The sequence below is a fragment of the Mesorhizobium sp. M0052 genome (assembly GCF_040323255.1).
Taxonomy (GTDB): Bacteria; Pseudomonadota; Alphaproteobacteria; order Rhizobiales; family Rhizobiaceae; genus Mesorhizobium.
Genome location: NZ_JAMYUS010000011.1, coordinates 77945 through 100366, shown reverse-complemented (window position 1 = coordinate 100366; position 22422 = coordinate 77945). Strand labels below are relative to the sequence as shown.

General features: G+C 63.9%; 20 protein-coding genes and 1 pseudogene. 6 read left to right on the top strand and 15 right to left on the bottom strand.

What is annotated here, in order from left to right:
- Window positions 1-12: 12 nt before the first annotated feature.
- The 8 genes from NKJ77_RS16780 to NKJ77_RS16745 all read right to left on the bottom strand — a co-directional run bounded on the left by NKJ77_RS16780 (window position 13) and on the right by NKJ77_RS16745 (window position 8504).
- Window positions 13-594 carry a DUF1349 domain-containing protein gene (locus tag NKJ77_RS16780; protein WP_352535486.1) on the bottom strand — a complete coding sequence of 194 codons (582 nt, stop codon included), beginning with the start codon at window positions 592-594 and terminating at the stop codon, window positions 13-15.
- A gap of 15 nt (window positions 595-609) precedes the next feature.
- Window positions 610-2049 (bottom strand): aldehyde dehydrogenase family protein, encoded by a 1440-nt coding sequence (locus NKJ77_RS16775; protein ID WP_352535485.1) that lies wholly within the window; start codon window positions 2047-2049, stop codon window positions 610-612.
- A gap of 165 nt (window positions 2050-2214) precedes the next feature.
- Complete coding sequence (locus NKJ77_RS16770; RefSeq protein WP_023694218.1) at window positions 2215-2700, bottom strand: hypothetical protein; 486 nt, start codon at window positions 2698-2700, stop codon at window positions 2215-2217.
- Between the two features lie 99 nt (window positions 2701-2799).
- Window positions 2800-3681, bottom strand: coding sequence for an ABC transporter permease (locus NKJ77_RS16765; RefSeq protein WP_352535484.1), 882 nt, complete (start codon window positions 3679-3681; stop codon window positions 2800-2802).
- The gene (locus NKJ77_RS16760; protein WP_352496934.1) at window positions 3678-4637 is read right to left on the bottom strand and encodes an ABC transporter permease; all 960 of its coding nucleotides are present in this window, start codon (window positions 4635-4637) and stop codon (window positions 3678-3680) included. The genes NKJ77_RS16765 and NKJ77_RS16760 overlap by 4 nt, the downstream gene beginning before the upstream one ends.
- A 37-nt stretch (window positions 4638-4674) precedes the next feature.
- Window positions 4675-6318 (bottom strand): ABC transporter substrate-binding protein, encoded by a 1644-nt coding sequence (locus tag NKJ77_RS16755; protein ID WP_352535483.1) that lies wholly within the window; start codon window positions 6316-6318, stop codon window positions 4675-4677.
- A gap of 35 nt (window positions 6319-6353) precedes the next feature.
- Window positions 6354-7130, bottom strand: coding sequence for a DUF427 domain-containing protein (locus NKJ77_RS16750; protein ID WP_352535482.1), 777 nt, complete (start codon window positions 7128-7130; stop codon window positions 6354-6356).
- A gap of 15 nt (window positions 7131-7145) precedes the next feature.
- Window positions 7146-8504, bottom strand: a complete 1359-nt coding sequence (locus NKJ77_RS16745; protein WP_352535481.1) for an LLM class flavin-dependent oxidoreductase — start codon at window positions 8502-8504, stop codon at window positions 7146-7148.
- Window positions 8505-8695: 191 nt separating this feature from the next.
- Between NKJ77_RS16745 and NKJ77_RS16740 the strand changes: the two genes are divergently transcribed.
- Window positions 8696-10498, top strand: coding sequence for a dipeptide ABC transporter ATP-binding protein (locus tag NKJ77_RS16740; protein WP_352535480.1), 1803 nt, complete (start codon window positions 8696-8698; stop codon window positions 10496-10498).
- Window positions 10499-10575: 77 nt separating this feature from the next.
- Here NKJ77_RS16740 and NKJ77_RS16735 read toward each other — a convergent pair.
- Window positions 10576-10755 (bottom strand): annotated as a pseudogene (locus NKJ77_RS16735) (ATP-binding cassette domain-containing protein); the annotation flags it as partial.
- A gap of 132 nt (window positions 10756-10887) precedes the next feature.
- Between NKJ77_RS16735 and NKJ77_RS16730 the strand changes: the two are divergent.
- The 5 genes from NKJ77_RS16730 to NKJ77_RS16710 are packed head-to-tail and all read left to right on the top strand — an operon-like array spanning window position 10888 to window position 15743.
- Window positions 10888-12123, top strand: a complete 1236-nt coding sequence (locus NKJ77_RS16730; RefSeq protein ID WP_352535479.1) for an ROK family transcriptional regulator — start codon at window positions 10888-10890, stop codon at window positions 12121-12123.
- Window positions 12124-12137: 14 nt separating this feature from the next.
- Window positions 12138-13217 carry a Gfo/Idh/MocA family protein gene (locus tag NKJ77_RS16725; protein WP_352535478.1) on the top strand — a complete coding sequence of 360 codons (1080 nt, stop codon included), beginning with the start codon at window positions 12138-12140 and terminating at the stop codon, window positions 13215-13217.
- Entirely contained in the window at window positions 13217-14053 is an 837-nt protein-coding gene (locus tag NKJ77_RS16720) for a sugar phosphate isomerase/epimerase family protein (RefSeq protein WP_352535477.1), read from the top strand. The genes NKJ77_RS16725 and NKJ77_RS16720 overlap by 1 nt, the downstream gene beginning before the upstream one ends.
- Window positions 14050-14853, top strand: coding sequence for an alpha/beta fold hydrolase (locus NKJ77_RS16715; RefSeq protein ID WP_352535476.1), 804 nt, complete (start codon window positions 14050-14052; stop codon window positions 14851-14853). The genes NKJ77_RS16720 and NKJ77_RS16715 overlap by 4 nt, the downstream gene beginning before the upstream one ends.
- Window positions 14850-15743, top strand: coding sequence for an ROK family protein (locus NKJ77_RS16710; RefSeq protein WP_352535475.1), 894 nt, complete (start codon window positions 14850-14852; stop codon window positions 15741-15743). The genes NKJ77_RS16715 and NKJ77_RS16710 overlap by 4 nt, the downstream gene beginning before the upstream one ends.
- A gap of 26 nt (window positions 15744-15769) precedes the next feature.
- Here the strand turns inward: NKJ77_RS16710 and NKJ77_RS16705 are convergent, their stop codons facing one another.
- From NKJ77_RS16705 to NKJ77_RS16680, 6 genes are all read right to left on the bottom strand, one after another.
- A complete protein-coding gene (locus tag NKJ77_RS16705; RefSeq protein WP_023668840.1) occupies window positions 15770-16768 on the bottom strand; it encodes an ABC transporter ATP-binding protein in 999 nt (332 codons plus the stop codon).
- Window positions 16769-16798: 30 nt separating this feature from the next.
- Complete coding sequence (locus NKJ77_RS16700) at window positions 16799-17860, bottom strand: Gfo/Idh/MocA family protein (protein ID WP_352535474.1); 1062 nt, start codon at window positions 17858-17860, stop codon at window positions 16799-16801.
- Window positions 17857-18696, bottom strand: coding sequence for a carbohydrate ABC transporter permease (locus NKJ77_RS16695; RefSeq protein WP_023668842.1), 840 nt, complete (start codon window positions 18694-18696; stop codon window positions 17857-17859). Before NKJ77_RS16695 ends, NKJ77_RS16700 begins: the two co-directional genes overlap by 4 nt.
- 227 nt (window positions 18697-18923) lie before the next feature.
- Window positions 18924-19853 carry a carbohydrate ABC transporter permease gene (locus tag NKJ77_RS16690; protein ID WP_023668843.1) on the bottom strand — a complete coding sequence of 310 codons (930 nt, stop codon included), beginning with the start codon at window positions 19851-19853 and terminating at the stop codon, window positions 18924-18926.
- Window positions 19854-20093: 240 nt separating this feature from the next.
- On the bottom strand, window positions 20094-21353 hold the full coding sequence (locus NKJ77_RS16685) for an ABC transporter substrate-binding protein (RefSeq protein WP_023668844.1): 1260 nt from the start codon (window positions 21351-21353) through the stop codon (window positions 20094-20096).
- A gap of 1 nt (window position 21354) precedes the next feature.
- Window positions 21355-22311: an N-acetylmuramic acid 6-phosphate etherase gene (locus NKJ77_RS16680; RefSeq protein ID WP_023729668.1), complete on the bottom strand. Its 957-nt coding sequence runs from the start codon at window positions 22309-22311 to the stop codon at window positions 21355-21357.
- Between the last annotated feature and the right edge of the window lie 111 nt (window positions 22312-22422).

The following is a 22422-nucleotide window of genomic DNA, read 5'->3' as shown; positions in this document are numbered from 1 at the left end:
TCGATATGGCCGTCAGTCGTGCAATTGCCTGGAAATCGGCGGGCCGACAGTAAAGCCGGAGAATGTTACCTCAAACCCTTCGCGCTGCGGCGAGCAGCACATCATGCCGACATCGACGGATTTGGAGATCGGGAAATAAGCCAGCCGCACCGGCTTCCACTTGCCATCGGTGGTATCAAGATATTGGATGCGGATCGCCTCGGCATGGCGGGTCAGCCGGATGCGCACGCCGTCGGGGCCGGTGGGAATGCTGAGCAGCGACCAGTCCGAGGTGTCGTTGGTGACCACCACCGAAAAGTAAGCCAGCCCGTCGGTGTATTCGATGCCGGCCTTGATCCAGTGCGTTTCACTCAGCCGCAGCATCAGCCCGGCCTGGTCGTAGAGCACCTTGTAGTCGCCCTTGACCGTGACTTCGGCGCTGAAGTCACCCTCGACCGGCCGATACAGGAAATGGCCATTGTCACGCCAGAAACCGTAGAAGGTTTCGCGCCAGAAGTCGGTTTCCCCGGCGGTGCGCACATGCACGATGCCATCGCCGAAGGCATGGTGCAGCGGCGGGTTGAGCCAGGTCAGGTCCTCTTTCGCCGCTGCCATCGGGTCACCCGTCGATCAGCCGGCGAATGTATAGGCTGTCTTCACCGTGGTGTAGAACTCCGCGGCATAGCGGCCCTGCTCGCGCGGGCCGTAGCTCGATCCCTTTCGGCCACCGAACGGGACGTGGAAATCGACGCCGGCGGTCGGCAGATTGACCATCACCATGCCGGCCTCGGAATTGCGCCGGAAATGCGTGGCATGCTTGAGGCTAGAGGTGCATATCCCGGAGGTCAGGCCGAAGGGCGTGTCGTTGGCAACCGCAAGCGCCTCGTCATAGTCCTTGACGCGAATGACGTTGGCTACCGGGCCGAAGATTTCTTCCCGCGAAATGCGCATGGCGTTGGTGCTCTCGGTGAACAGCGCCGGCCGGAGGTAGAAGCCGGGCGTTTCGCGATCCAGCCGCTCGCCGCCGAAGGCGAGGTTGGCGCCTTCCTGGCTGCCGATGGCGATATAGTCCTCGTCCTGCTTCAGCTGGCTCGCATCGACGACGGGCCCGATCTGGGTCTTGGCATCAAGCGCATCGCCGATGACGAGTTTTTCCAGGCGCTCCTTGAGCACGGCAACGAAGCGGTCATGAATGCCTTCGGTCACCACCAGGCGCGACGAGGCCGTGCAGCGCTGGCCAGTCGAGAAATAGGCGCCGTTGATGGCGCACTCGACCGCCGTGGCGAGGTCGGCGTCGTCGAGCACGACCATCGGATTCTTGCCGCCCATTTCGAGCTGGAACTTGCGCATGTGCTCGACGCTTGCCGCGGCCACGCGTCTGCCGGTGCCGACCGAGCCGGTGAAGGTGATGGCGTTGAGGTCGGGGCTGTCGAGCATGGCCTGGCCGACCACCGAGCCCTTGCCCATGACCAAATTGAGCACGCCTTTCGGCAGGCCGGCGCGGTGCAAGATGTCGACGATGGTCCAGGCGCTTTCGGGAACGAGTTCGGCTGGCTTGAAGACGATGGTGTTGCCGTGGGCGAGCGCCGGCGCGATCTTCCAGGTGGGAATGGCGATCGGGAAATTCCACGGCGTAATGATGCCGACGACGCCAACGGCCTCGCGGGTGATCTCGACGCCGACGCCCGGGCGCGCGCTGGGCACCAATTCACCCGACAGGCGCAGCGTCTCGCCGGCGAAGAAGTCGAAGATCTGGGCGGCGCGGATGGTCTCGCCAATGCCCTCGGCCAGCGTCTTGCCCTCTTCGCGCGACAGCGCGCGGCCGATCTCGTCCTTGCGCGCCATGATCTCGTCCGACGCCTTTTTCAGCACGGCGTGGCGCACCAGCGGCGCCGAACGCGACCAGGCCGGGAAGGCGGCTTTGGCCGCCGCTATGGCCTGCTTTGCCTGTTCGGCGCCGGCCGAGGCATATTCGCCAACGACATCGCCCGTGTTCGAGGGATTGATGTTGCGCGAGCCGGCCTCGCCCACCCACTCGCCATCGATCAGATTTTTACGAAACAGGCTCATGTCGCGGTTTCCTTGTATTGGTTCGCTGGGGGTGCCGTATGCCTGAATTATTTATCAGACAAATGACGACACTGTGAGGGCTGAAATCTAGCTGCGGACTGGATAGCCGATGGCGCGCGGCTATGAAAGCCGCGACCTCAAGATGGACAATATGAAGCGGCCCTGTCAGGTCGGAAAAGTCCAGAACAGGCAAGCCAGCGTCGCCGCGGCGAAGATGACGAAGAACAAGCTCCTGAGCAGGATGTTGCGGCGCAGCTCGTTCATGGTGAAATGGCTGCCAACGATGGCCGCGGCGAACAGGAAACGCCAGTTCAGGAGCGCCCACAGCACGCTGCTCTGGCCGAAAGCCCAGCGGGCGACGAGACAGCCGACAATTGTGGCGAACAGGGCAATCACAGCCCAGAACAGCGCATCCGCAGCATGGGTCAAGACGATGCCGGCGGCGCGGATCGGCAGGATCATCATCAGCATGGCGCCGAAAAAATAGACGGCGGCGAGTGGCAGGAACGACCCGGCATCGGCGATGCCGTCCAGCCGCCTCACGCCGATCGCGCCATAGGGATAGCCGTGCCTGGCCACCGCCAGGCTGAGCGCCATGAGCAATGCGGTGAGCACCGCGACCAATGCGAATGTAATGAGGGCCTTGCTCATGCCGTTCCTTGCTTTGAGGCCCTGTCAGAGCCGAATCACGAGGAACGATTTTAGCGCACGGTCCGCGATGCGCGTCAGCTTTGCTGAGCGTTCCGCTCTTCACCGGTCGCTGTTTTCAAAGGCCCCCATGCCTTGCGCGATCAGATTGGTTGCCATGACAAGCGAAACGATGGCTGCGGAGTTGAAGATCACCACCCACCATTTGCCGCCGGTCAGGAAGCCGTAGCCGTCGGCGACCGCCAGTCCCCAATCGGCTGAGGGAGGCTGGATGCCGAGGCCGAGGAAGCTCAGCGTGGCGATCGAAAAGAAGGCGTAGCCAAGCCTTGTGACCAGCTCGATGAGGATGGTTTCCCTGACATTAGGCAGGATCTCGAGGAACATGATGGAAAGAGCGCTCTCGCCGCCGAGACGAGCGGCGCTGACATAGTCGCGTTCGCGCTGTTCGCGCACGGCGGCGCGCACCGTTCGCGCCACCAGCGGCGCATAGGCGATGCCGATCACCAGGATGACGGTGAGGTTGGACGGCCCGAGCGCGACCAGCGTCATGGTGACGAGCACGATGAAGGGAAAAGCCATCAGCGTGTCGAGCAGCCTGGCGCCGATGGCGTCGACCAGCCCGTCGAAATAGCCGAGCACGAGCCCAAGCACGCTGCCGGCGGCAACGCCGAGCAGGGTTGCTGCCGGCGCGACCAGCAGGATGTCACGCGAGCCGACGACGATGCGCGACAGCACGTCACGGCCGAGCTGGTCGGTGCCGAACCAGTGCGCAGCGTCGGGCGGCGCCAGCATGACGAGGAAATCCTCGGCATAGGGATCGTAGGGCACAAACAGGCTGCCGAACACGGCACAGCCGACCCAGAACAGCAGGATCAGCGAGCCGATGATGACCGAGGGCGGCAGCTGCGAAACAGTCTCGCGGATGCGACTTGCTGCCCGCCAGCCCAGCGTACGGCGCTCCGGCAATTCCATCAGTTCCATCATGGCGAGACACGGCGGCGCTGCCGCGGATCGAGCAAGGCATTCACGAGATCGCCTGCCGCGGCCGACAGCACGAAGATGGTCGCCATGACCAGCACGCCGGCTTCGAGCATCGGGAAGTCACGCGACTTGGCGGCGTTGAGGACAAGGTTGCCGAGGCCCTGTATGCCGAACAGCGCTTCGATGACCACCAGCCCGCCAAGCATGTAACCGGTCTGCGTCGCGAGCACGGCGACGGTCGGCGTCAGCGCATTGCGCAGCACGTGCCGGATGAGGATTTCGCGACGCTCGAGGCCTTTCAGGACGGCGGTGCGCGTATAGTCGGCGGCCAGCGCCTCGATCACGCCGGCCCGCGTCATGCGGGTGATGTAGCCGGCAAGGTTCAGCACCAGCGGCAGCGCCGGCAGGATCAGGTAATAGCCACTGACCCACAGCCCGGCGCCATCGGGAGCAGCGCCGGTGATCGGGAACCAGTTCAGCCACAGGCCGAAGACGATGAGCAACAGCAGGCCGGAGACGAAGTCCGGGACAATGCCGAAGGACACGCCGGCGAGTACGATCAGGCGGTCGATAAAGCGGCCCTGGTTGAGACCGGCGACGATGCCGGCGCCGATGCCCAGCGGCAGCAGAAAGACGAGGATAATTCCGGCAAGGGCCGCCGAGCGCTTGAAGCTTTCCAGAACGAAGGGCGCCACCGGCAAACGCAGCGACAGGGAGGTGCCGAAGTCGCCTGACAGCACGCTGCTGAACCAGTGCCAGTATTGCACGAGCACCGGCTGGTCGGCGCCGAGCTGCCTGTTCAGCGCCGCGACGGCCTCGGCATCGGCGAACGGTCCGAGCATGAGGCGGCCGACATCGCCGGGCAGGACCTGCCCGGCGAAGAACACCAGCATGCTGACCAACCACAGCGTGAGCAGAAGCGAGGCTGCCCGCACCGACACAGTGCGGCCGGTCAGCATCGGATTCCGGTGCCCGGAGTGGCTGGACGTCTCGCAATCATGCCTGGGCGAACGTCACGCGGTCGAGCAGCAGATGCGAGATTGCCGTGAAGCGGACGCCCTCGACCTTCGATGAGACGATGCGGCTGTATTGCGAGAAGTAGCTGATGATCAGCGGCGTCTCATCCAGCAGCAAGGTCTGGATCTTGCCCGCGGCAAGGCGTTGCGCCTGAAGGTCGCGGGCCTTGCCGTATTCGAGCAGCAGCCCGTCATAGGCCGGGTTGTTGAGATGCGCGGCGTTCCAGGCGCCCGAACTCTTCAGCGTCGCGTTGAGGAAGATGTCGGGCGTGCCGCGATGTCCGAAATCGGTAATGCCGAGATTGGAATCGAGCCATGGCGACGAGCCGAACTTCGCCGAGCCATAATAGGCGTCCTGCGGCAGCACGTTGAGCTTGATGTCGATGCCGGCCTTCTTGGCGAAGTTCTGGATCAGCACCGCATAGTCGGGAATGTCATAGGCGCGTTCGGTGGTCAGCGTCACCGGGAAGCCGTTCGGCACGCCGGCCTCGCCAAGCAGGCGCTTGGCCTCGGCGATGTCCTGCTTGCGCTGCGGCACCGACGGATCGGCCGAGGGGAAGATCGGCGCAAACGGCGTGTCGTTGCCGACAATGGCGCGGCCCTTGAGCAAGCCCTTGACCACCGCCTCGCGATCGATGGTGAGCGCCAGTGCGCGGCGGATGCGCTTGTCGGTGAACGGCGCCTGGTCGGTCCGCAGATGCACCTCGTCATGCGAGCTTGCCTGCACGCTGAGCAGCTTGAAGTTGGGATTGCCCTCGATCGCCAATTCGAGCCGGGTCGTGCTCGGGATGACGTCGAGCTGGCCGGCCTGCAGCGCCAGCACCTGCGCCTGCTCGTCGTCGAAGAACTTGATTTCGAGGCGGTCGGGCAGCGCCTTGTCGCCCCAATAGTCAGGGTTGCGCACGAAGCTGGCGCCCTGCTTGGGGCGGAAGGATTCGAGCTTGAACGGGCCGGTGCCGTTGAAATTCTTCTCGAAATCGCCGGCATAGTCGGCCGGCAGGATGACGGCATTGTAGACGTCGGAGGAGACATAGAAGGGGAAGTTGCTGTTGGGCCCGTCGAGGTCGAAGGCGACTGTCTGGTCGTCGACGACCTTGGCGCCGCCCTTGGACAGGATGCCCTTATAGGCCGACAAAGCGGACGAACCGCTGGCCGGATCGACCAGCCGCTCGAAGCTCGCCACCACATCCTTGGCGGTGACGGTGCGGCCGTCGTGGAATTTCACGCCCGGCCGCAATTTGAAGGTCCAGCGGCTGGCGGTCTCGTCGGCCTCCCACGACAGAGCGAGCTTGGGCTGCAGACCGTCCTTGGGATCGTCGAGGATGAGATATTCGCCGACCTGGCTGATGACGCCGATGCTGGCCGGATCGGTGATAGAGACGGGATCGATCGCCTTGGTCGGCTGTCCGAGCCCAACGCGGACCGTGCCGCCGGCGCCGGCAGCGCGCGCCGTGCCGAAACCAACAAGTCCCTGCGAGGCGGCAAAGCCGGTGAGGCCGATCAAGGCTGCGTATTTTAGGAGATCGCGGCGCTTGAGGAAGCCGGCCTGGTGCTCATCGACGGCGACGTTCCAGATGTCGCCGGACAGATTGCGAAGCGTATCGATATCGTTGCGTTTGGTCATTTTGAAACCCCTGTCTGAAATGACTGTTGAATGGCTTAAGCGACTGGTTCGCCGTCGAGATGGATGCGGTCGACGGCTTGCGGGTAAAAGGCGATGAGGCCCCTGATTTTGGGCATTTCGGCAATGGGATCGCGGTAGCTCCAGGCGACATCGGGGCTTACCGAACCGTCGGCGCGCCGGCCCGACCAGTAGGAGGCGATGCCCTTGTAGGGACAGCGCGTCGTGCTGTCCGAAGCGGTTAGCCGGTCGAGCCTGACATCGTCCGGGTGCAGGTAGAAACGCGTCGGTAGATGCGTTTCGAACAGCAGCACCGGGCGATGGCTGTCGGCGATCAGTTCGCCGTCGAACCAGATCTGGACGTGACTTGAACTCTGCAGCACATCGATGCGTGCGTATGGATCGCGGGCGTGGACGAAGACTTCTTCCTCCTCCTCGAACCATTGGTCGACCGCTTTCCAGGTGAAGGCGATGCGTCCGGCCAGCGGCGACAGGCTTTCATCCGGCGGCGCGACAAGCGACCAGGCCGCGTTGGGCGAAGCTTTTTCTCCCGTCTCCAGGTTCCAATAGGTGGTTTCGCCACCGACGGGATGGGGCTGGCTATGCTCGGACGGCTTCAAGAGCGAGCGGTCCACCGAGGATGCCGGGAAGAAATAGATCGGCAGGAAATGGTTGGAGCGCAGCACCAGGACGTTGCGGCTGTCGGCGATGGTGCGGCCGGCGAATTTGACCCGAATGCGCTTGGGGCTGTGCAGAACATTGATGAGTTGCGGAGCCGTGGCTTCGCGGGGCTGGAGTTTTGGCGCTGCGGTCATACCAATTGCTCCAAGTCAGGATACGGCGCGCACATTGTCGCGCTGTTCGGTGAAGCGGTTGGCCGGCCGCGCCAGGCCGAAACGGTCCCGCAGCGTCCCCGGCGCATATTCGGTGGGGAATACGCCGCGGCGCTGCAGTTCCGGCACGACCTGCTCGGCAAAATTCACCCAATCCTCCGGCAGCAGCGGGAACATCAGGTTGAAGCCGTCGGCGGCACCTGCCTCGAACCAGTCCTGCAGCTGATCGGCGATCTGGTTCGGTGTGCCGACGACGGTCGGCACCGAACCGCTGTTGGCGAGCTTGCGAGCGATCTCGCGCAGAGTGAGGTTCTGCTTCGACCATTCCTTGACTCGATTGAGCGAGGTGCGGCCGCCATTGAAGGTACTCTCGTCCGGCAGCGGCGGCAGCGGGCCGTCCGGCGGATATACGGAGAGATCGACGCCGCTCCAGCTCGAGAGAAGGTCGATGCCGACCCGATCGGGAAGCAAGCTCTGCAGATACTCCTGCCGCTCGCGTCCCTCCGCTTCGGAAGCTGCGACGATCGGCAGGATGCCCGGCAGGATCTTGAAGCTCTCGGGCTTGCGGCCGTAACGGGCGAGGCGCTCGTTGATGTCCTGCCTATATTTGATGCCGTCTTCCTTGGTGCTGTAGATGGCAAAGTGCGCATCGGCATGCGCGGTAGCGAAATTCTTGCCGTCTTCGGACGAGCCGGCCTGGACGATCAGCGGATGGCCCTGCGGCGGGCGCGAGACATTGAGCGGTCCGCGCACCTTGAAGTGCGGGCCCTTGTGGTTGATCGCATGGACCTTGTCGGGATCGGCGAAATAGCCCGATGCCTTGTCGATCAGTAGCGCCTCGTCTTCCCAGCTGTCCCACAGCGCCTTGACGATATCGAGGAATTCGGTAGCGCGCTCATACCGAAAGGCGTGCTCGATATTGCCGTCGCGGCCGAAATTGCGGGCCTCCTCGTCCATGGCCGACGTCACGACATTCCACGACGCCCTGCCCTTGCTGATATGGTCGAGCGAGGCAAACATGCGGGCGACATTGTAGGGCTCGCTGTAGGAGCTCGAGGCGGTGGTGATGAGGCCGATATGCCTGGTCACGCCGGCAAGCGCCGACAACAGCGTCAGCGGTTCCAGGCGGGCGTTGGCGTAGTGGGCGACGCCGCTCTGTACGGAATCCCAGATCGCGACATGGTCGGCGACAAAGATCGTATCGATCCTGGCGCGCTCCGCCGCCTGCACTAGATCGCGATAGAAGCCGAAGTCGAGCACTTCGCGTCCCGGCGCGCGCGGATGGCGCCACGACATGCGATGATCGCCCTGCGGATTGAAGAAAAACGCGCTGAGGATCATGTGGTCGCGTGCCATGCCGGTCTCCTTGCAGAACTGCTTCAGGCGACCGTCGCGATGCCTCGACCGGCTGCGACAATCTCTCCTGAGCGGTGAAAGGTAGATTGCGCTCCAGCTTAATTCGAGTAATTTTATAGAGATTGTGCGGCGCGAAAGCGGAAGCGATTGCCCTCGAAGACCGCGCCGAAAGAAAGTGGTTTCAGCAAGACATGTCGTCATCGGTTCTGAACGTCGAGCAGCTCACCGTCGCCTATGATGAACGCCGGGGATCGCATCCGGCCGTCAACGGCGTGTCGCTCACCATCGGCGAAGGCGAAGCGCTCGGCCTTGTCGGCGAGTCCGGCTCGGGCAAAAGCTCGGTGGCACTCGCTATTCTGCGCTATCTGCCGCGCAACGCCCGGATCGCCGCGTCGGCGCTCGAGTTCCAGGGCCGCGAGATCCGCAATCTCTCCGGCGAACAGCTGCGCCGGCTAAGGGGCGATCGCATCGCGGCCGTCTACCAGCATCCGGGTGCGGCGCTCAATCCGGCCATGACTATTGGCCGGCAGATCACCGAGACGATCATGCGGCATCGCCCGGTTCGGCAGGACGAAGCACGCACCCGCGCCGCCGAGCTGCTCGGCCGCGTCAGGGTGAGCAATCCGGAGCGGGTGCTCGATCTCTATCCGCACGAATTGTCGGGCGGCATGCAGCAGCGCGCCAACATCGCGATTGCCATTGCGCTCGACCCGTCGCTGCTGGTGCTGGACGAGCCGACGACGGCGCTTGACGCCAGCGTCCAGTCCGAGATCGTCGCCATCCTGCAGGACTTGCGCCGCGATCACCAAACCAGCGTTCTGCTGATCAGCCATGACATCAACATGGTCCGCCGGGCCTGCGATCGGGTGGCCGTGATGCAGTCGGGGACGGTGGTCGAAAGCGGCATCGCCAACGATGTCTTCGAGAACCCTGTTCACGCGTACACCAAGGCGCTGATCGCCTCGATCCCGGCGCTCAACTTCACCAAGCGCGACGGCAGGCTGGCCGAGATGCACACAACCGGCCCGTCGAAGCCTGTCCGCAGCGATCAACCGGAAGCCGCACGTCCGATCGCCGTCGCCTGCAAAGGCATCAGCCACGCCTTCGGCTCCCAGGCCGTCCTGCACGATATCGACCTGGAGATAGCCCAGGGCGAGACGTTCGGGCTGATCGGCGAATCCGGCTCCGGCAAGTCGACATTGGCAAGGATCGTGACTGGCCTCCAGACGCCGGACGCTGGGTCGGTCGAGCTGTTCGGCAGCACTGTCGCGCCGCGCGTCGAGAAAAGAAGCCTGAGCGAACGGCGCGACGTGCAGATGGTGTTCCAGTCACCCGACCGCACGCTCAATCCGCGCCAGCGGATCGGCAGGATCCTCGGCCGTCCGCTGCGGCGGCTCGCCGGCTTCGGCCGCAGCGAGGTGAAGCAGCGTGTCGCCGATCTCCTGGCCTCGGTTCGTCTTGCCGCTACGACCGTCGACCAGAAGCCGAGATCGCTGTCTGGTGGCCAGCGCCAACGTGCGGCGATTGCGCGCGCCTTTGCCGGCGTGCCGAAGCTCGTGGTGCTGGACGAGCCAACCTCTGCGCTCGACGTTTCCGTGCAGGCGACCGTGCTCAATTTGCTCAACGACCTGCAGCGCGACAAGGACACCACCTATCTGTTCATCAGCCACGACCTCAGGGTGGTGCGCTATATGGCTGACCGGATCGGCGTGCTTTATCGCGGCCGGCTGGTCGAGACCGGCTCATCCGAGCAGATTTTCCGTGGCCCCAACCACCCCTACACGAAGCTGCTTCTGGCCGCCTCCTCGGATGAGACGGCGCCGAAGGCTCCGGCTCAGCTCGACGTCGCGGCACACGATGCCGAGACCTCCGGATGCTCCTTTGCCGCCCGCTGTCCTGTCGCGCTGCCCGATTGCCGAAAGGCGCAACCACCCGTCAGGCGGGCCGGCGACGGTCATCTGATCGCCTGCTGGAGAGACGCAAGCAGTCTCTGACTGCGAAGCGGGCAACTGACAAGCCTGCCTTCGAGGAGATGTCCCCCGGCCGATGCGGCCGGAGGACACGCTTGGGAGGTGCCTGACGTCGGCTGGAAATTTCCGGCGATGGTTTTGACCAGCGTCGATTTGCCGGCACCATTGTCGCCCATCATGCCGAGAACCTCGCCCTCATTGATGTCGAGCGAGACATTGTCCAGCGCGCGAACGGCACCGAAATCCTTCACGATGTGTTCGAGACGCGCTAGAACCGGCATCGCATCCTCCCATTTGTAAGCTTCTGATACAAATCATCGTTTGAAACTTGGGTCAATGGCTTGCGGATGCTGAATAATTTGGTGCAATGCACCCAACGTTGGCCTTTCAAACCGCCTAGAAATTCTATTAGTATGCCAATCAAACAAATTGTGGAGAACGACGTGCTGGTGTCGACCGATCTTCGGCCGAACGAAACGCGGGCACTTGCGGCGCTGTTTCGTGCCGGCGCGTCGAGCCGAGCGGCGCTCGCACGCGATCTCGGCCTGACCCGGTCGACCACCGGCGCCCTGGTGCTGGGGCTGACCGAAGCCGGTCTGGCGCGCGAGCGGTCGGATGGAACGGATGACGAGCAGGATAGCGAGGGTCGGGTCGGCCGTCCCGGTATCCTGGTCGAGATCGACGGCAATGGCGGCTTCTTCCTTGGCGCTTATATCGGCGTCAACTGGATAGCAGTCGTGGCTGTCGACCTTGCCGGCGCGCGGCGTGCGAGCGCCTCTAGGGCATTTGCCGGCCCCGGTAGCACGCCCGAAGCCGCGGTCGACATCATCGGGGAACTCGTCGCCGAGATCCGCTCGCAATTGCCTGCGGGTACGCGCCCCTACGGGCTCAATGTCGCCGTGCCCGGCTTCCCCGCCGCCGACGGGATTTCATACCATGCCACCATCCTTGGCTGGCACGGGGTCAATCTGGCGGAGCTTTTGCGCACTGCCTTTGGCGCGGACTTTCCAATCCTCTTGGAAAACGATGCCAATGCCGTGGCGGTGGCCGAGACATACCGGTCGCGGCCAGGAAAGGACGGCGAGGATGCTCTGGTCATCCTGATCGAGAACGGCGTTGGCGGCGGCATCATCAATGCCGGCAGGCTGCATCGCGGCCGGCTCGGCGGCGTCGGCGAAATCGGTCATCTTCGCATTGGCGACGAAGGTTTTGTCTTCGACGCGAAGCGCCCGGGGCGGCTGGAATCCTATGTCGGCAAGGATGCGTTGCTGGCTCGCTATTTGCACATAAGCGGACTGCGCGCCGGCCTGCATGAGTTTGTGGCGGCATTGGCCGATGGCGATCCGGCAGCCGTTGCCACCGCGCGCGACTGGGCGCTCTGGTTCGGTCGCGGGCTGGCGACACTTGCCTGCACCTTGCAGCCGGAGCGCATCATCCTCTCCGGCTCGGTCAATGCTGTCTATCCCTTTGTCGCCAAACAGGTGGAAGCTTTCCTCTCGGACTTCCTGGCTGAAGGTTATCCGGTTCCCACAGTCGAACTGTCGCGCGTCGGCGCCGACGGTCCGGCATTGGGCGCTGCCTGTCTGCTGCATCAGGCAGCTTTGTCGGGCGATCCGCAATTTCAACTTCGCGGCCTCGCCGCGCGCTAATCAGGAGAGATTCCATGCCTCGCAAAGACGAAAAGCGGCTGCGTGTCGGCGTGCTCGGCTGCGGTCCGATTGCCCAGGCGGCGCATTTCGAATCCTGCACCAAGGCACGCAATGCCGATCTCTATGCCATCTGCGATGTCGCCGACGATCTGCGCAACAGGATGGCCGCGACCTACGCGCCTGAAAAATCCTATGCCGACTACGGCCTGATGCTGGCCGATCCCGATCTCGATGCCGTCATCATCGCGACATCGGACATTTTTCACGTCAAGGCCGCGGAACTGGCGCTCGATGCCGGCAAGCATGTGCTTTGCGAAAAGCCGCTGGGCGTTTCGGTCGAGGAGGTCGAAGGCTTGCGGGCCACGCTCGACAAGAGCGGCAAGGTGCTTCAGGTCGGCCATATGAAGCGCTTCGATCCCGGCATCCAGGCGGCCAAGGCTTTCGTCGACGACGAAATGGGCGAGCGGCTGGCGTTCAAGGGCTGGTACTGCGACAGCACCCACCGCTACCCGATGACCGATGCGGTGCAACCGCTGATCATCACCAGCGCCAAGGCGCGCAAGCCTGCCGTCAATCCCAAGGCGGATCTGCGCCAATACTACATGCTGGCGCATGGCAGCCATCTCCTCGATACGGCGCGCCATCTGCACAGGCCGATCGAGGCGGTCGAGGCCCGGCTCACCGAGCGCTATGGCGCCTATTGCTGGTTCATCACCACCATCTTCGCCGACGGCACGATCGGCCATCTCGACCTGACGGTCGCCGTGCGCATGGACTGGCACGAAGGGTTCCAGATCTATGGCCAGAACGGCAGCGTTCTCGCGAAGACGTATAACCCCTGGTACTACAAGAGCAGCGAGGTCGACATTTTCCGCGAGGCCGATGGCAGTTGGCATCGGACGCTTGGCGCGGATGGCCACTTCTATCGCCGCCAGCTCGAAGGCTTTGCCGATGTCGTGCTGAATGGCGCGCCGATGATCGGCGCCGGCATCGAGGACGGCATCGCCTCGGTCAGGGGCATGGCGGCCATCGCCCGCTCGGCCGCTGCCGGCGGCCGCGCCGTCCGTCTGGCCGATGTCGACGGGGTGGTGTGATGCAGCTTGGGATTTTCGCCAAGACCTTCGCCACCACCGGCGCTCTGCCGGTGCTGCGCGCGGTGGCGGACGGCGGCTACACGGCGGCGCAGTTCAACATGGCGTGCCTTGGACTGCCGTCGATGCCGGACAGCATTGAGCTCGGCGCGGCCCGGTCCGTCGCTGAGGCCAGCGGTGAAACCGGGGTTTCGATCGCGGCGGTTTCGGGAACCTACAACATGATCCACCCGGATCGCTCGGTTCGCATCCAGGGCCTCGCCCGGCTTGAGGTCCTGGCCGCGTCATGCGCCGATATGGGCACCCGTCTGATCACGCTGTGCACCGGCACAAGGGATGCGCAGGATCAGTGGCGCTGGCATCCCGACAATGCGAGCGAGGCAGCATGGAGCGATCTGCGGATGGACATGGAAGCGGCGATTGCGATTGCCGAGCGCTTCGACATCGAGCTTGGCATCGAACCGGAACTGGCCAATGTCGTCTCCAACGCCCGGGCCGCACGCCGCCTGCTGGACGAAATGAACAGCACGCGGCTGCGCATCGTGCTCGACCCGGCCAATCTGTTCGAAGTGGCCGACAGCGCGGAGCGCCATCGCCTGATCGACGAGGCCGTCGGCTTGCTGGCGGGTGAAATCGGCCTAGCCCATGCCAAGGACCGCCATGCCGATGGCAGTTTTGCCGCAGCCGGAAAGGGCGTGGTCGACTTCCCGCATTTCATCGGCCGCCTGAAAGCCGCTGGCTTCGACGGACCCCTGATCACGCATGGCCTGACAGAGGCCGAGGCGCCCGGCGTGGGCGCCTTTCTGCGCACCGTGCTGGAAGCGAGCGACGACACGTGAAAAAGACCTTCAGCCGAGATGGCGTCGACCTTGCCTACCGGGACGTCGGCGTCGGCCTTTCCGTCATCTTCCAGCATGGGCTGGGCGGCGATGAGACGCAGGTCGCCGACGTGTTTCCCGACCTGCCGCAGACACGGCGGGTGACGCTCGAATGCCGTGGCCAGGGTGGATCCGGCTACGGGCCGGTCGAGCGGCTTTCGATCGCGACGTTTGCCGAGGACGTCGATGCACTGGCCGACGATCTCGGCCTCGGCCCGGCCGTCGTCGGCGGCATCTCGATGGGCGCGGCGCTGGCGCTTCGCCTGGCGGTGCACAGGCCGGCGCGGGTGCGGGCGCTGGTGCTCGCCCGGCCTGCGTGGGTATCCCAGGCTGCACCGGCCAATATGAGGCCCTATGCCGTGGTCGGCGATCTCTTGATGCGGCATTCGCCCCAAGACGCCAGGCGTCTGTTCGATGACAGCGCTGTTGCCGGCGAACTGGCCAGATTGGCGCCGGACAATCTCGGCAGCCTGCAAGGCTTCTTCACTCGCCCGGACCCGGTTCTGTTCGGCAGGCTGCTTTCGGCGATCGCCGGCGATGGTCCCGGCGTGAGCGAGGCGGAGATCCGCGCTATCGCGGTGCCGACTCTTGTCATCGGCCATGACCATGACCTCGTCCATCGACTGGACGACGCACAGACGCTGGCCGGGCTCATTCCGTCGGCCCGGCTTTGCACCATCACAGCCAAATCGGAGGATCGCGCCGCCTACCGGCTGGAATTCCGCGCCTGTCTTTCGGAGTTTCTGGAAACGCTGGCATGACGCATCAAACGATGGACGACACGATCGCCGTGGTCGAGATCGGCGGCACGTCGGTCAAGGTTGGCTTTGCCGACCACGGCCACCCGGTGGATTTCGCCCGCACCTACCCGACCGCGCAACTGCGCAAGGGCGCGCCTGTGGCGGGGTTGGCCGATGCGGTCACCGCAGCCTGCCGCGATGCCGGGCTCAAACCTGCACGGGTCGTTGCGACGGTGCCTGGGTTCATCGACCGCGACTTCGACACGGTGCTGCACACGGCCAACATTCCCGAGCTGAACGGCATCCGGCTGGGTACGGAACTGGCATCGCGGCTCCGCGTTCCCGTGCGGCTCGAACGCGACGTCGTGCTGCAATTGCTCGGTGAAAGCGTCGCCGGCGCAGTGAAGCGGCAAAAGGAAGTGCTGGCGGTCTATCTCGGCACCGGCATCGGTGCGGCCTATCTCGGCAAGGACGGCATTTTCAGGGGCGGCGGCTGGGCGCTGGAAATCGGCCATATGCCGATCTACCGGCCTGACGAAAGCGGACCGCCAAACCGCGTCGAGACCTACGCCTCAGGGGCAACGCTTGTCGACCTTGCCGCGGACTACGATATCCCGGTTGCCGAGCTGTTTTCGGCAACCGGGCAGCCGCCGTCGCTGCGCGAATGGCTCGATGAGATCGTCTGGCAGCAGGCGGTGACCATCGCAACGGCAGCCGCTTTGTTTTCCCCGCAGACGATCCTGATCGGTGGCGGCATTGTCGACATGAAGTCCTATCCCCGCCAGACGCTCAAGCAGCGCATCGCGGACAGCCTGCCGCATTCGCTTGTTGTAGAGCCTCTGGACATACGCTGGGCGGCCCTGGGCTGGCAGGCGGCGATCCATGGCGCGGTGCTGCTCGGCGCGGTGTGATCGCCGTGGTTGCTGTCGGCGAAGGATTACTTGATCGTCTTCCCGTCCGCCCCAAACCGGTATGTCTTACCCGGCTCCGGCGTTGCATACAGCGTCGCACCTGGCTCGGCGTCGTAGACACCGAAAATGCGGACCGTGATCAGCCCGGCCTTTTCGCAGTCGAGATAGAGGTTGGTGTCGGCGCCGAGATGTTCGGCATGCACCACCGTTCCCTTCCACGCGCCGGACCTTGGATCCACGGTCAGATGCTCCGGCCGCACGCCGATCGTCTTGGCCGTCTCGCCCAATCTGGCGCCGTCGATGAAATTCATCTTCGGCGAGCCGATAAAGCCGGCGACGAACTCGTTTGCCGGCGAATTGTAAAGCTCCATCGGGCCGCCGATCTGCTCGATCTGGCCGGCGTTGAGCACGACGATCTTGTCGGCCAGCGTCATCGCCTCGACCTGGTCGTGGGTGACGTAGATCATCGTCGCCTTCAGCCGCCGGTGCAGCTGCGCGATCTCGAGCCGCGTGTTGACGCGCAGCGCTGCATCGAGGTTCGACAAGGGCTCGTCGAAGAGAAACAGTTTTGGCTCACGCACCACGGCGCGGCCGATGGCGACGCGCTGGCGCTGGCCGCCCGACAGTTCCGCCGGCCGCCGCTCGAGATACGGTTCCAGCGACAGCATCGACGAGGCGACGCCGATGCGGCGTTCGATCTCCGGGGCGGGCGTGCCGGCCTGCTTGAGGCCGAGGCCCATATTGTTCTTCACCGTCAGATGCGGGTAGAGCGCGTACGTCTGGAACACCATGGCGATGCCGCGTTTTGCCGGGGGCGTGGCCGAGACATCGGCGCCGTCGATCACCACCCTGCCGGAGGTCGAATCCTCCAGCCCGGCGATGACCCTGAGCAAGGTTGACTTGCCGCAGCCAGATGGGCCGACGAAGACGACGAATTCGCCGTCGGTCACTTCGAGGTTGATGCCTTTCAGCACCTCGACCGGCCCGAAGGCCTTCTTCACATTCTCGATTACCAGCGAGCCCACGGCTTCGTCCTTGTTCTAGAGTTTGCCCTACTAGAGCTTAACTGGGGCGCCGCTGCGCACGCTCTCATCGGCGGCAAGGCAGACGGCGAGCGATTTCACCGCGTCGTCCAGGTGGCGGGTCAGGTCGATGTCTTCCCGGATCGCCTTCAGCACGAAGGCCTGTTCGAGGTCGCAGAGGTCCTGGTGGCCGGGTTCGCCGTCCATCGACAGCATCTCGTCCGGCCTGGCGAACTTGCCGTCCGCACCCGTCGCAGCGCTGTGCAGGCGGATGGTCGAGGTCTTGGTGTGGGTGTCGATGTCGTCCGACTTCACACCTTCCTTCATGACGATCGACACGCAGCCATTGGGCGACATCACGTCCTTCACGAAGAACGCCGTTTCCGAAATCATCGGTCCCCAGGCAGCTTCGTACCAGCCGACCGAGCCGTCGTCGAACAGCACCTGGAGATGGCCGTAATTGTACATTGTCGGCGCGATCTCCTCGGTCAGCCGCAGCCCCATGCCGCGCACCTCGACCGGCCTGGCGTCGGTGATCTGCAGCATCACGTCGAGATAGTGCACGCCGCAATCAACGATCGGCGACGTCGTCTGCATCAACTGCTTGTGCGTCTGCCAGGTCGGGCCTGACGATTGCTGGTTGAGGTTCATGCGAAACACGTAAGGGCCGCCGAGCTTGCGCGCCTCGGCGATCAGCCTGACCCAGGACGGGTGGTGGCGCAGGATGTAGCCGATCACCAATTTTCGGCCGTTGGCCTTGGCCGCGGCGACGACGCGCTTGGCGTCCGCCACCGTAGTTGCGAGCGGCTTCTCGACGAAGACGTGGCAGCCGGCCTCGAATGCCTTCACCGCATAGTCGGCATGGCTGTCGGAATAGGTGGCGATGCAGGCGACATCCGGCTTTTCATCGCGCAACGCGTCGTCGAAGGAGCGCCTGATGCCATAGCCCGACAGCCCGTCCGGTAACGGCACGTCGGAGCGGTTGATCAGGGCCGCGATCTCGAAGCCCGGATTAGTGTGGTAGGCCAGCGCATGGCTACGCCCCATATTACCGAGGCCTGCGACGACGACGCGAAGGGGTTTTTCTAGACTCACTTGACGGCTCCGGATGTGATGCCGCGGATCAGCTGCCGCGAGAAGATGACGTAGAGGGTCAGCACCGGCATGATCGCCAGCGAGAGTGCGGCCAGGATGGCGTTCCAGTTGGTGACGAACTGGCCGAGGAAGAGCTGCGCGCCGAGCGTCACCGTTTTGGTCTCTTCCGACGGCGCCAGGATCAGCGGGAACCACAGGTCGTTCCAGATCGGGATCATGGTGAAGACGGCGACCGTCGCCATCGATGGCCGTACCAGCGGCAGCACCAGCCGGAAGAAGATCGTGTATTCCGACAGACCGTCGATGCGGCCGGCATTCTTCAGATCATCGGACACCTGCTTCATGAATTCCGACAGGATGAAGACCGCCAGCGGCAGGCCTTGCGCGGTGTAGACCAGGATCAGCGCCGTCAGCGTGTTGACCAGCCCGCTCGCCACCATCAATTGCAGGATGGCGACGGTGCCGAGCCGGATCGGGATCATGATGCCGAGCGCGAGGTAAAGCCCCATCAGCGTGTTGCCGCGGAAGCGGTATTCCGAGAGCGCGAACGCCGCCATCGCGCCGAACAGAAGCACGAAGAACAGCGAGGCGACGGTGACGACCAGGCTGTTCTGGAAATAATGGATGAAGTCGCCCTGCCCGATCACGGTGGTATATCCGATCAGGTCGAAGGTCTTTGGCGTCGGCGGCGTCAGCGGTTCGCTGAAGATGCCGGCGCGGGACTTGAACGAATTCATGATGACCAGGATCACCGGAAACAGCGCGATCGCCGTGTAGGTCAGCAGGATCGCGTGGGCGCCGATGGTGCGGGGCAGCGAACGAGTGGCGGTGCTCATTGGAAGGTCTCCTGACGAGCCAAGGCAGGCGAGGTTGCCGCCAAGGCACCCCCCTCTGTCCTGCCGGACATCTCCCCAGCAAGGGGGGAGATCAGATGCCGCGACTGCTTTCGCCAATCGCCAACGTTGCAAGACGAGCGGCAAGGCCAGAGCTGCCAATCTCCCCACTTGCGGGGGAGATGGCCGGCAGGCCAGAGGGGGGTGTTCAAGCTCGACATCTCGCCCCTCTAAAACTGGTAGCGACGCAGGCGCGTCTGGACGAGGAAGAGGTAGACGCAGACGCCGCCGAGGATGATCAGGAACATCATCGTGGCGATCGCCGCGCCCATATTGGGATCGCCGGTCTGCAGCTGAAAGCCGAAGAAGGCGCGGTAGAGGAAAGTGCCCAGAATATCGGTCGAATAGTTCGGGCCGGCGAGCGCCCCTTGCGCGGTGTAGATCAGGTCGAAGGCGTTGAAATTGCCGACGAAGGTCAGGATCGAGATGATGCCGATCGACGGCAGGATCAGCGGCAGCTTGATCTTCCAGAACTGCGACATGCCGGTGATGCCGTCACATTCGGCCGCCTCGATCACCTCTTCGGGGATCGACAAAAGGGCTGCATAGATCAGCATCATCGGGATGCCGACGAACTGCCACACCGAGATCAGGCTGAGCGCGGTCAGCGCATATCGCTCCTTGCCCAGCCACGGCGTGAACAGGCTTTTCAAGCCGACCAGGTCCATCAGATGCGGCGCCACGCCCCATAACGGCGACAGGATCAGTTTCCAGGCGAAGCCGACGATGACGAAGGACAGGATGGTCGGCACGAAGATCGCGGTGCGGTAGAAGGCGGCGAATCTCAGCCTCGGGCTGGACAGCAATGCCGCTAGCATGACACCGATCGGGTTCTGCACCACCATGTGGATGATGAAGAACCAGGTATTGTTCCGCAGCGCGTTCCAGAAGCCGACCGACCAGTTGGGGTCGCCGAACAACGTACGGAAATTAGTGAAACCGACGAACACCTGATGCTGATCGACATTGCGGAACAGCGACAGCTGCAGCGTGCCGGCGAGCGGCAGGATCATGATCGCCGTATAGACCAGCAGCGCCGGCGCCAGGAAGACGCCGATATGCCAGCGGAACGGTCGTTTCGGTCGTGTTTGTGCGGCCATGAGTGCGGTCCCCGCCGAGGTTTAGCAATGCCTTCGACGGCAGCGCTGCCCCCTCACCCTTACCCTCTCCCCGTGAAGGACGGGGAGAGGGGGCGCCTGCGTTTCGGCTGATCCTTCTCCCCGTCACTATACGGGGAGAAGGTGCCGGCAGGCGGATGAGGGGCGGCGCCGTCGTTCGCAGTCGATGATGCTTTCGAAAAACGCAGGGCCGTCCACTTGGGGCCCTGTCTGTCTCTGAGCTTACTTGCCCGGCTTGTACCAGCTGTCGAGGCCGTCCTGCAGCTTCTTGGCGGCAGCTTCCGGCGTGTCGGTGCCGTTGATGACGTTGGCCGATTCAACCCAGGTTTCGTTCTCGAGGTTCGGCGTGCCGCGCGACAGGATCTGGTAGGTCGAGCGGATCGTCGACTTGCACTTGTCGCGCCAGGAGACGAATTCCTGCGCCAGCGGGTCTTCCATCTTCACCGGGGTGGAATTTAGGCTGAAGAAGCCCGGCAGTGCGTTGGCGTAGATGGTGGCGAAGTCCGGCGAGGCGACCCAGGACAGAAAGGTCTTGGCCGCGTCGGCATTCTTCGACGCCGCATTCAGGCCCATGCCGATATCGGTATGGTCGGAGATGTAGCAGGTGTCGCCGGCCTTCTCGACCGGCGGCGGGAAGGCGCCCATCTTGAACTGCGCCTGGGTGTTGAACAGGCCGATCTCCCACGATCCCGCCGGGTAGATGGCGGCGCGGCCAAGCGTGAACAGGTTCTGGCTGTCCGGATAGGTCTGGGCCTCGAAGCCGTCGCCGAGATAAGGCTTCCACTTGGCCAGTTCCTCATAGGGAGCAACCCAGTCCTTGTCGGTCAGCTTCTGGTCGCCCTTGATCAGCGCTGCGCGGCCCTCTTCGCCCTTCCAGTAGTTCGGACCGATGTTCTGATAGCCCATGGTCGCGGCTTCCCAGAGGTCCTTGGTGCCCATGGCCATCGGGATGTAGGTGCCGTCGGCCTTGATCTTGTCGAGCGCGGCGAAGAACTCGTCACGCGTCGTCGGCACCTTGAGGCCGAGCTTGTCGAAGGCGTCCTTGTTGTAGATGAAGCCGTGAATGACCGAGGCCATCGGCACGCAGAAGCTCGCCTTGCCGTCGTCGGTCTGCCAGGCGGCCTTGGCAACGGGCGAAAAGTTTTCCATGCCGGGCAGCGCCGACAGGTCGGCAAGGTTGCCCTTCTTGAACAGTTCGAGCGACTTGTCGAACGGGCGGCAGGTGATCAGGTCGCCAGCCGAGCCGGCGGCGAGCTTGGCGCCGAGTGCGGCGTCATACTCGGTCGGCGCCGACGGTGCGAACACCACTTTGATGCCCGGGTTCTTGGCCTCAAAGGCCGGGATCAGCTTGTCCTTCCAGATGGCAAGGTCGTCGCCGCGCCAGCTTTCGATATTGAGCGTTACGTCATCGGCGTGAGCCAACCCGGCGGTGCCGAGAATGCTGGTGCCGAGAAGCAGTGCCGTCAGTAATTTCGTTGTCATGCTAGTCTCCCTGTTGACCTTTTTCAGGTTCGGTTTTGAGAACAGGGGCCTTCACGCCCTTGTTCCCCTCGATCGCGGAAAGGGCTGGCCGCAGCTTCTGGCCGGTCCCTTCCAGTATCTTCTCGGCCGCAACGGCGTTGGCAGCGCCGGCGGCGAGCAGAATGGCTGTCTTGACGACGCCGCCGCTCGCTTCGAGCAGCCGCACGGCGTCTTGCCGGTCGCGGCCGCTGATAGCGGCGACGATGCGAGCCGCGCGGTCGCGCAGCTTGATGTTGTCGGCGGTGAGATTGACCATGTAGCCGTCATGGACATGGCCGAGATGAATGGCGGTAAGCGTCGACAGCATGTTGAGCGCGATCTTCTGGGCAGTGCCGGCGCCCATGCGCGTCGAGCCGGCAATCACCTCCGGTGGCGTCTCGAGCAGGATGGCGACGTCGGCCAGCCTGAGCAGGGGCGTGTCCTTGTTGTTGGCAATGGCGATGGTTGCCGCGCCCCGGCTGCGCGCATCCTTCAGCGCCTGCACCGCATAAGGCGTCGAGCCGCTGGCCGAAATGGCGATCAGGCAGTCGCCCTTGCCGATGCCGGCGCCGGCAATTGCCGTCGAGGCTTCGTCGGTGTCGTCTTCCGGTCCGCCGGCCAGGGTCTTGAAAGCGTCGTCGCCACCGGCGATGAGGATGGCGATGCGTTCGCGCTTGATGCCGAAGGTGCCGGGCAACTCCAGCGCGTCGGCCAGCGCCATCAGGCCGGAGCTGCCGGCCGCAGCATAGGCGAGCTTGCCGCCGCCGTTCAGCCGCCCGGCGATGATTTCGGCTGCGGCGGCGATGGCGGGAATGGCGTCGCGCACAGCCTTGGCGGCCTCGATCTGCGCATTGACCAAAGAAGAAAGGATGGCGTCCGGGGCCTGGATGTCCAGTCCCTCGGCATTGCTGTGAAGCGCTTCGGTGCGCGGTTCGGTCATCCCTGTCCCTCCGATGGAAGAACAATACCAAAAAAATACCACTTGTCCACACGCATTAACGAAATTGCGAACTGGAAATCGTTGAGCCGGCAAAATTCCCCGGTTTTTCAA

Coding starts and splice junctions, on each gene's coding strand:
- NKJ77_RS16695 (WP_023668842.1), bottom strand. CDS start 18,696: ATGAGCACCGCCACTCGTTCGCTGCCCCGCACCATCGGCGCCCACGCG.
- NKJ77_RS16740 (WP_352535480.1), top strand. CDS start 8,696: ATGTCGTCATCGGTTCTGAACGTCGAGCAGCTCACCGTCGCCTATGAT.
- NKJ77_RS16725 (WP_352535478.1), top strand. CDS start 12,138: ATGCCTCGCAAAGACGAAAAGCGGCTGCGTGTCGGCGTGCTCGGCTGC.
- NKJ77_RS16710 (WP_352535475.1), top strand. CDS start 14,850: ATGACGCATCAAACGATGGACGACACGATCGCCGTGGTCGAGATCGGC.
- NKJ77_RS16775 (WP_352535485.1), bottom strand. CDS start 2,049: ATGAGCCTGTTTCGTAAAAATCTGATCGATGGCGAGTGGGTGGGCGAG.
- NKJ77_RS16745 (WP_352535481.1), bottom strand. CDS start 8,504: ATGGCACGCGACCACATGATCCTCAGCGCGTTTTTCTTCAATCCGCAG.
- NKJ77_RS16680 (WP_023729668.1), bottom strand. CDS start 22,311: ATGACCGAACCGCGCACCGAAGCGCTTCACAGCAATGCCGAGGGACTG.
- NKJ77_RS16770 (WP_023694218.1), bottom strand. CDS start 2,700: ATGAGCAAGGCCCTCATTACATTCGCATTGGTCGCGGTGCTCACCGCA.
- NKJ77_RS16750 (WP_352535482.1), bottom strand. CDS start 7,130: ATGACCGCAGCGCCAAAACTCCAGCCCCGCGAAGCCACGGCTCCGCAA.
- NKJ77_RS16720 (WP_352535477.1), top strand. CDS start 13,217: ATGCAGCTTGGGATTTTCGCCAAGACCTTCGCCACCACCGGCGCTCTG.
- NKJ77_RS16780 (WP_352535486.1), bottom strand. CDS start 594: ATGGCAGCGGCGAAAGAGGACCTGACCTGGCTCAACCCGCCGCTGCAC.
- NKJ77_RS16755 (WP_352535483.1), bottom strand. CDS start 6,318: ATGACCAAACGCAACGATATCGATACGCTTCGCAATCTGTCCGGCGAC.
- NKJ77_RS16690 (WP_023668843.1), bottom strand. CDS start 19,853: ATGGCCGCACAAACACGACCGAAACGACCGTTCCGCTGGCATATCGGC.
- NKJ77_RS16685 (WP_023668844.1), bottom strand. CDS start 21,353: ATGACAACGAAATTACTGACGGCACTGCTTCTCGGCACCAGCATTCTC.
- NKJ77_RS16760 (WP_352496934.1), bottom strand. CDS start 4,637: ATGCTGACCGGCCGCACTGTGTCGGTGCGGGCAGCCTCGCTTCTGCTC.
- NKJ77_RS16730 (WP_352535479.1), top strand. CDS start 10,888: ATGCCAATCAAACAAATTGTGGAGAACGACGTGCTGGTGTCGACCGAT.
- NKJ77_RS16765 (WP_352535484.1), bottom strand. CDS start 3,681: ATGATGGAACTGATGGAATTGCCGGAGCGCCGTACGCTGGGCTGGCGG.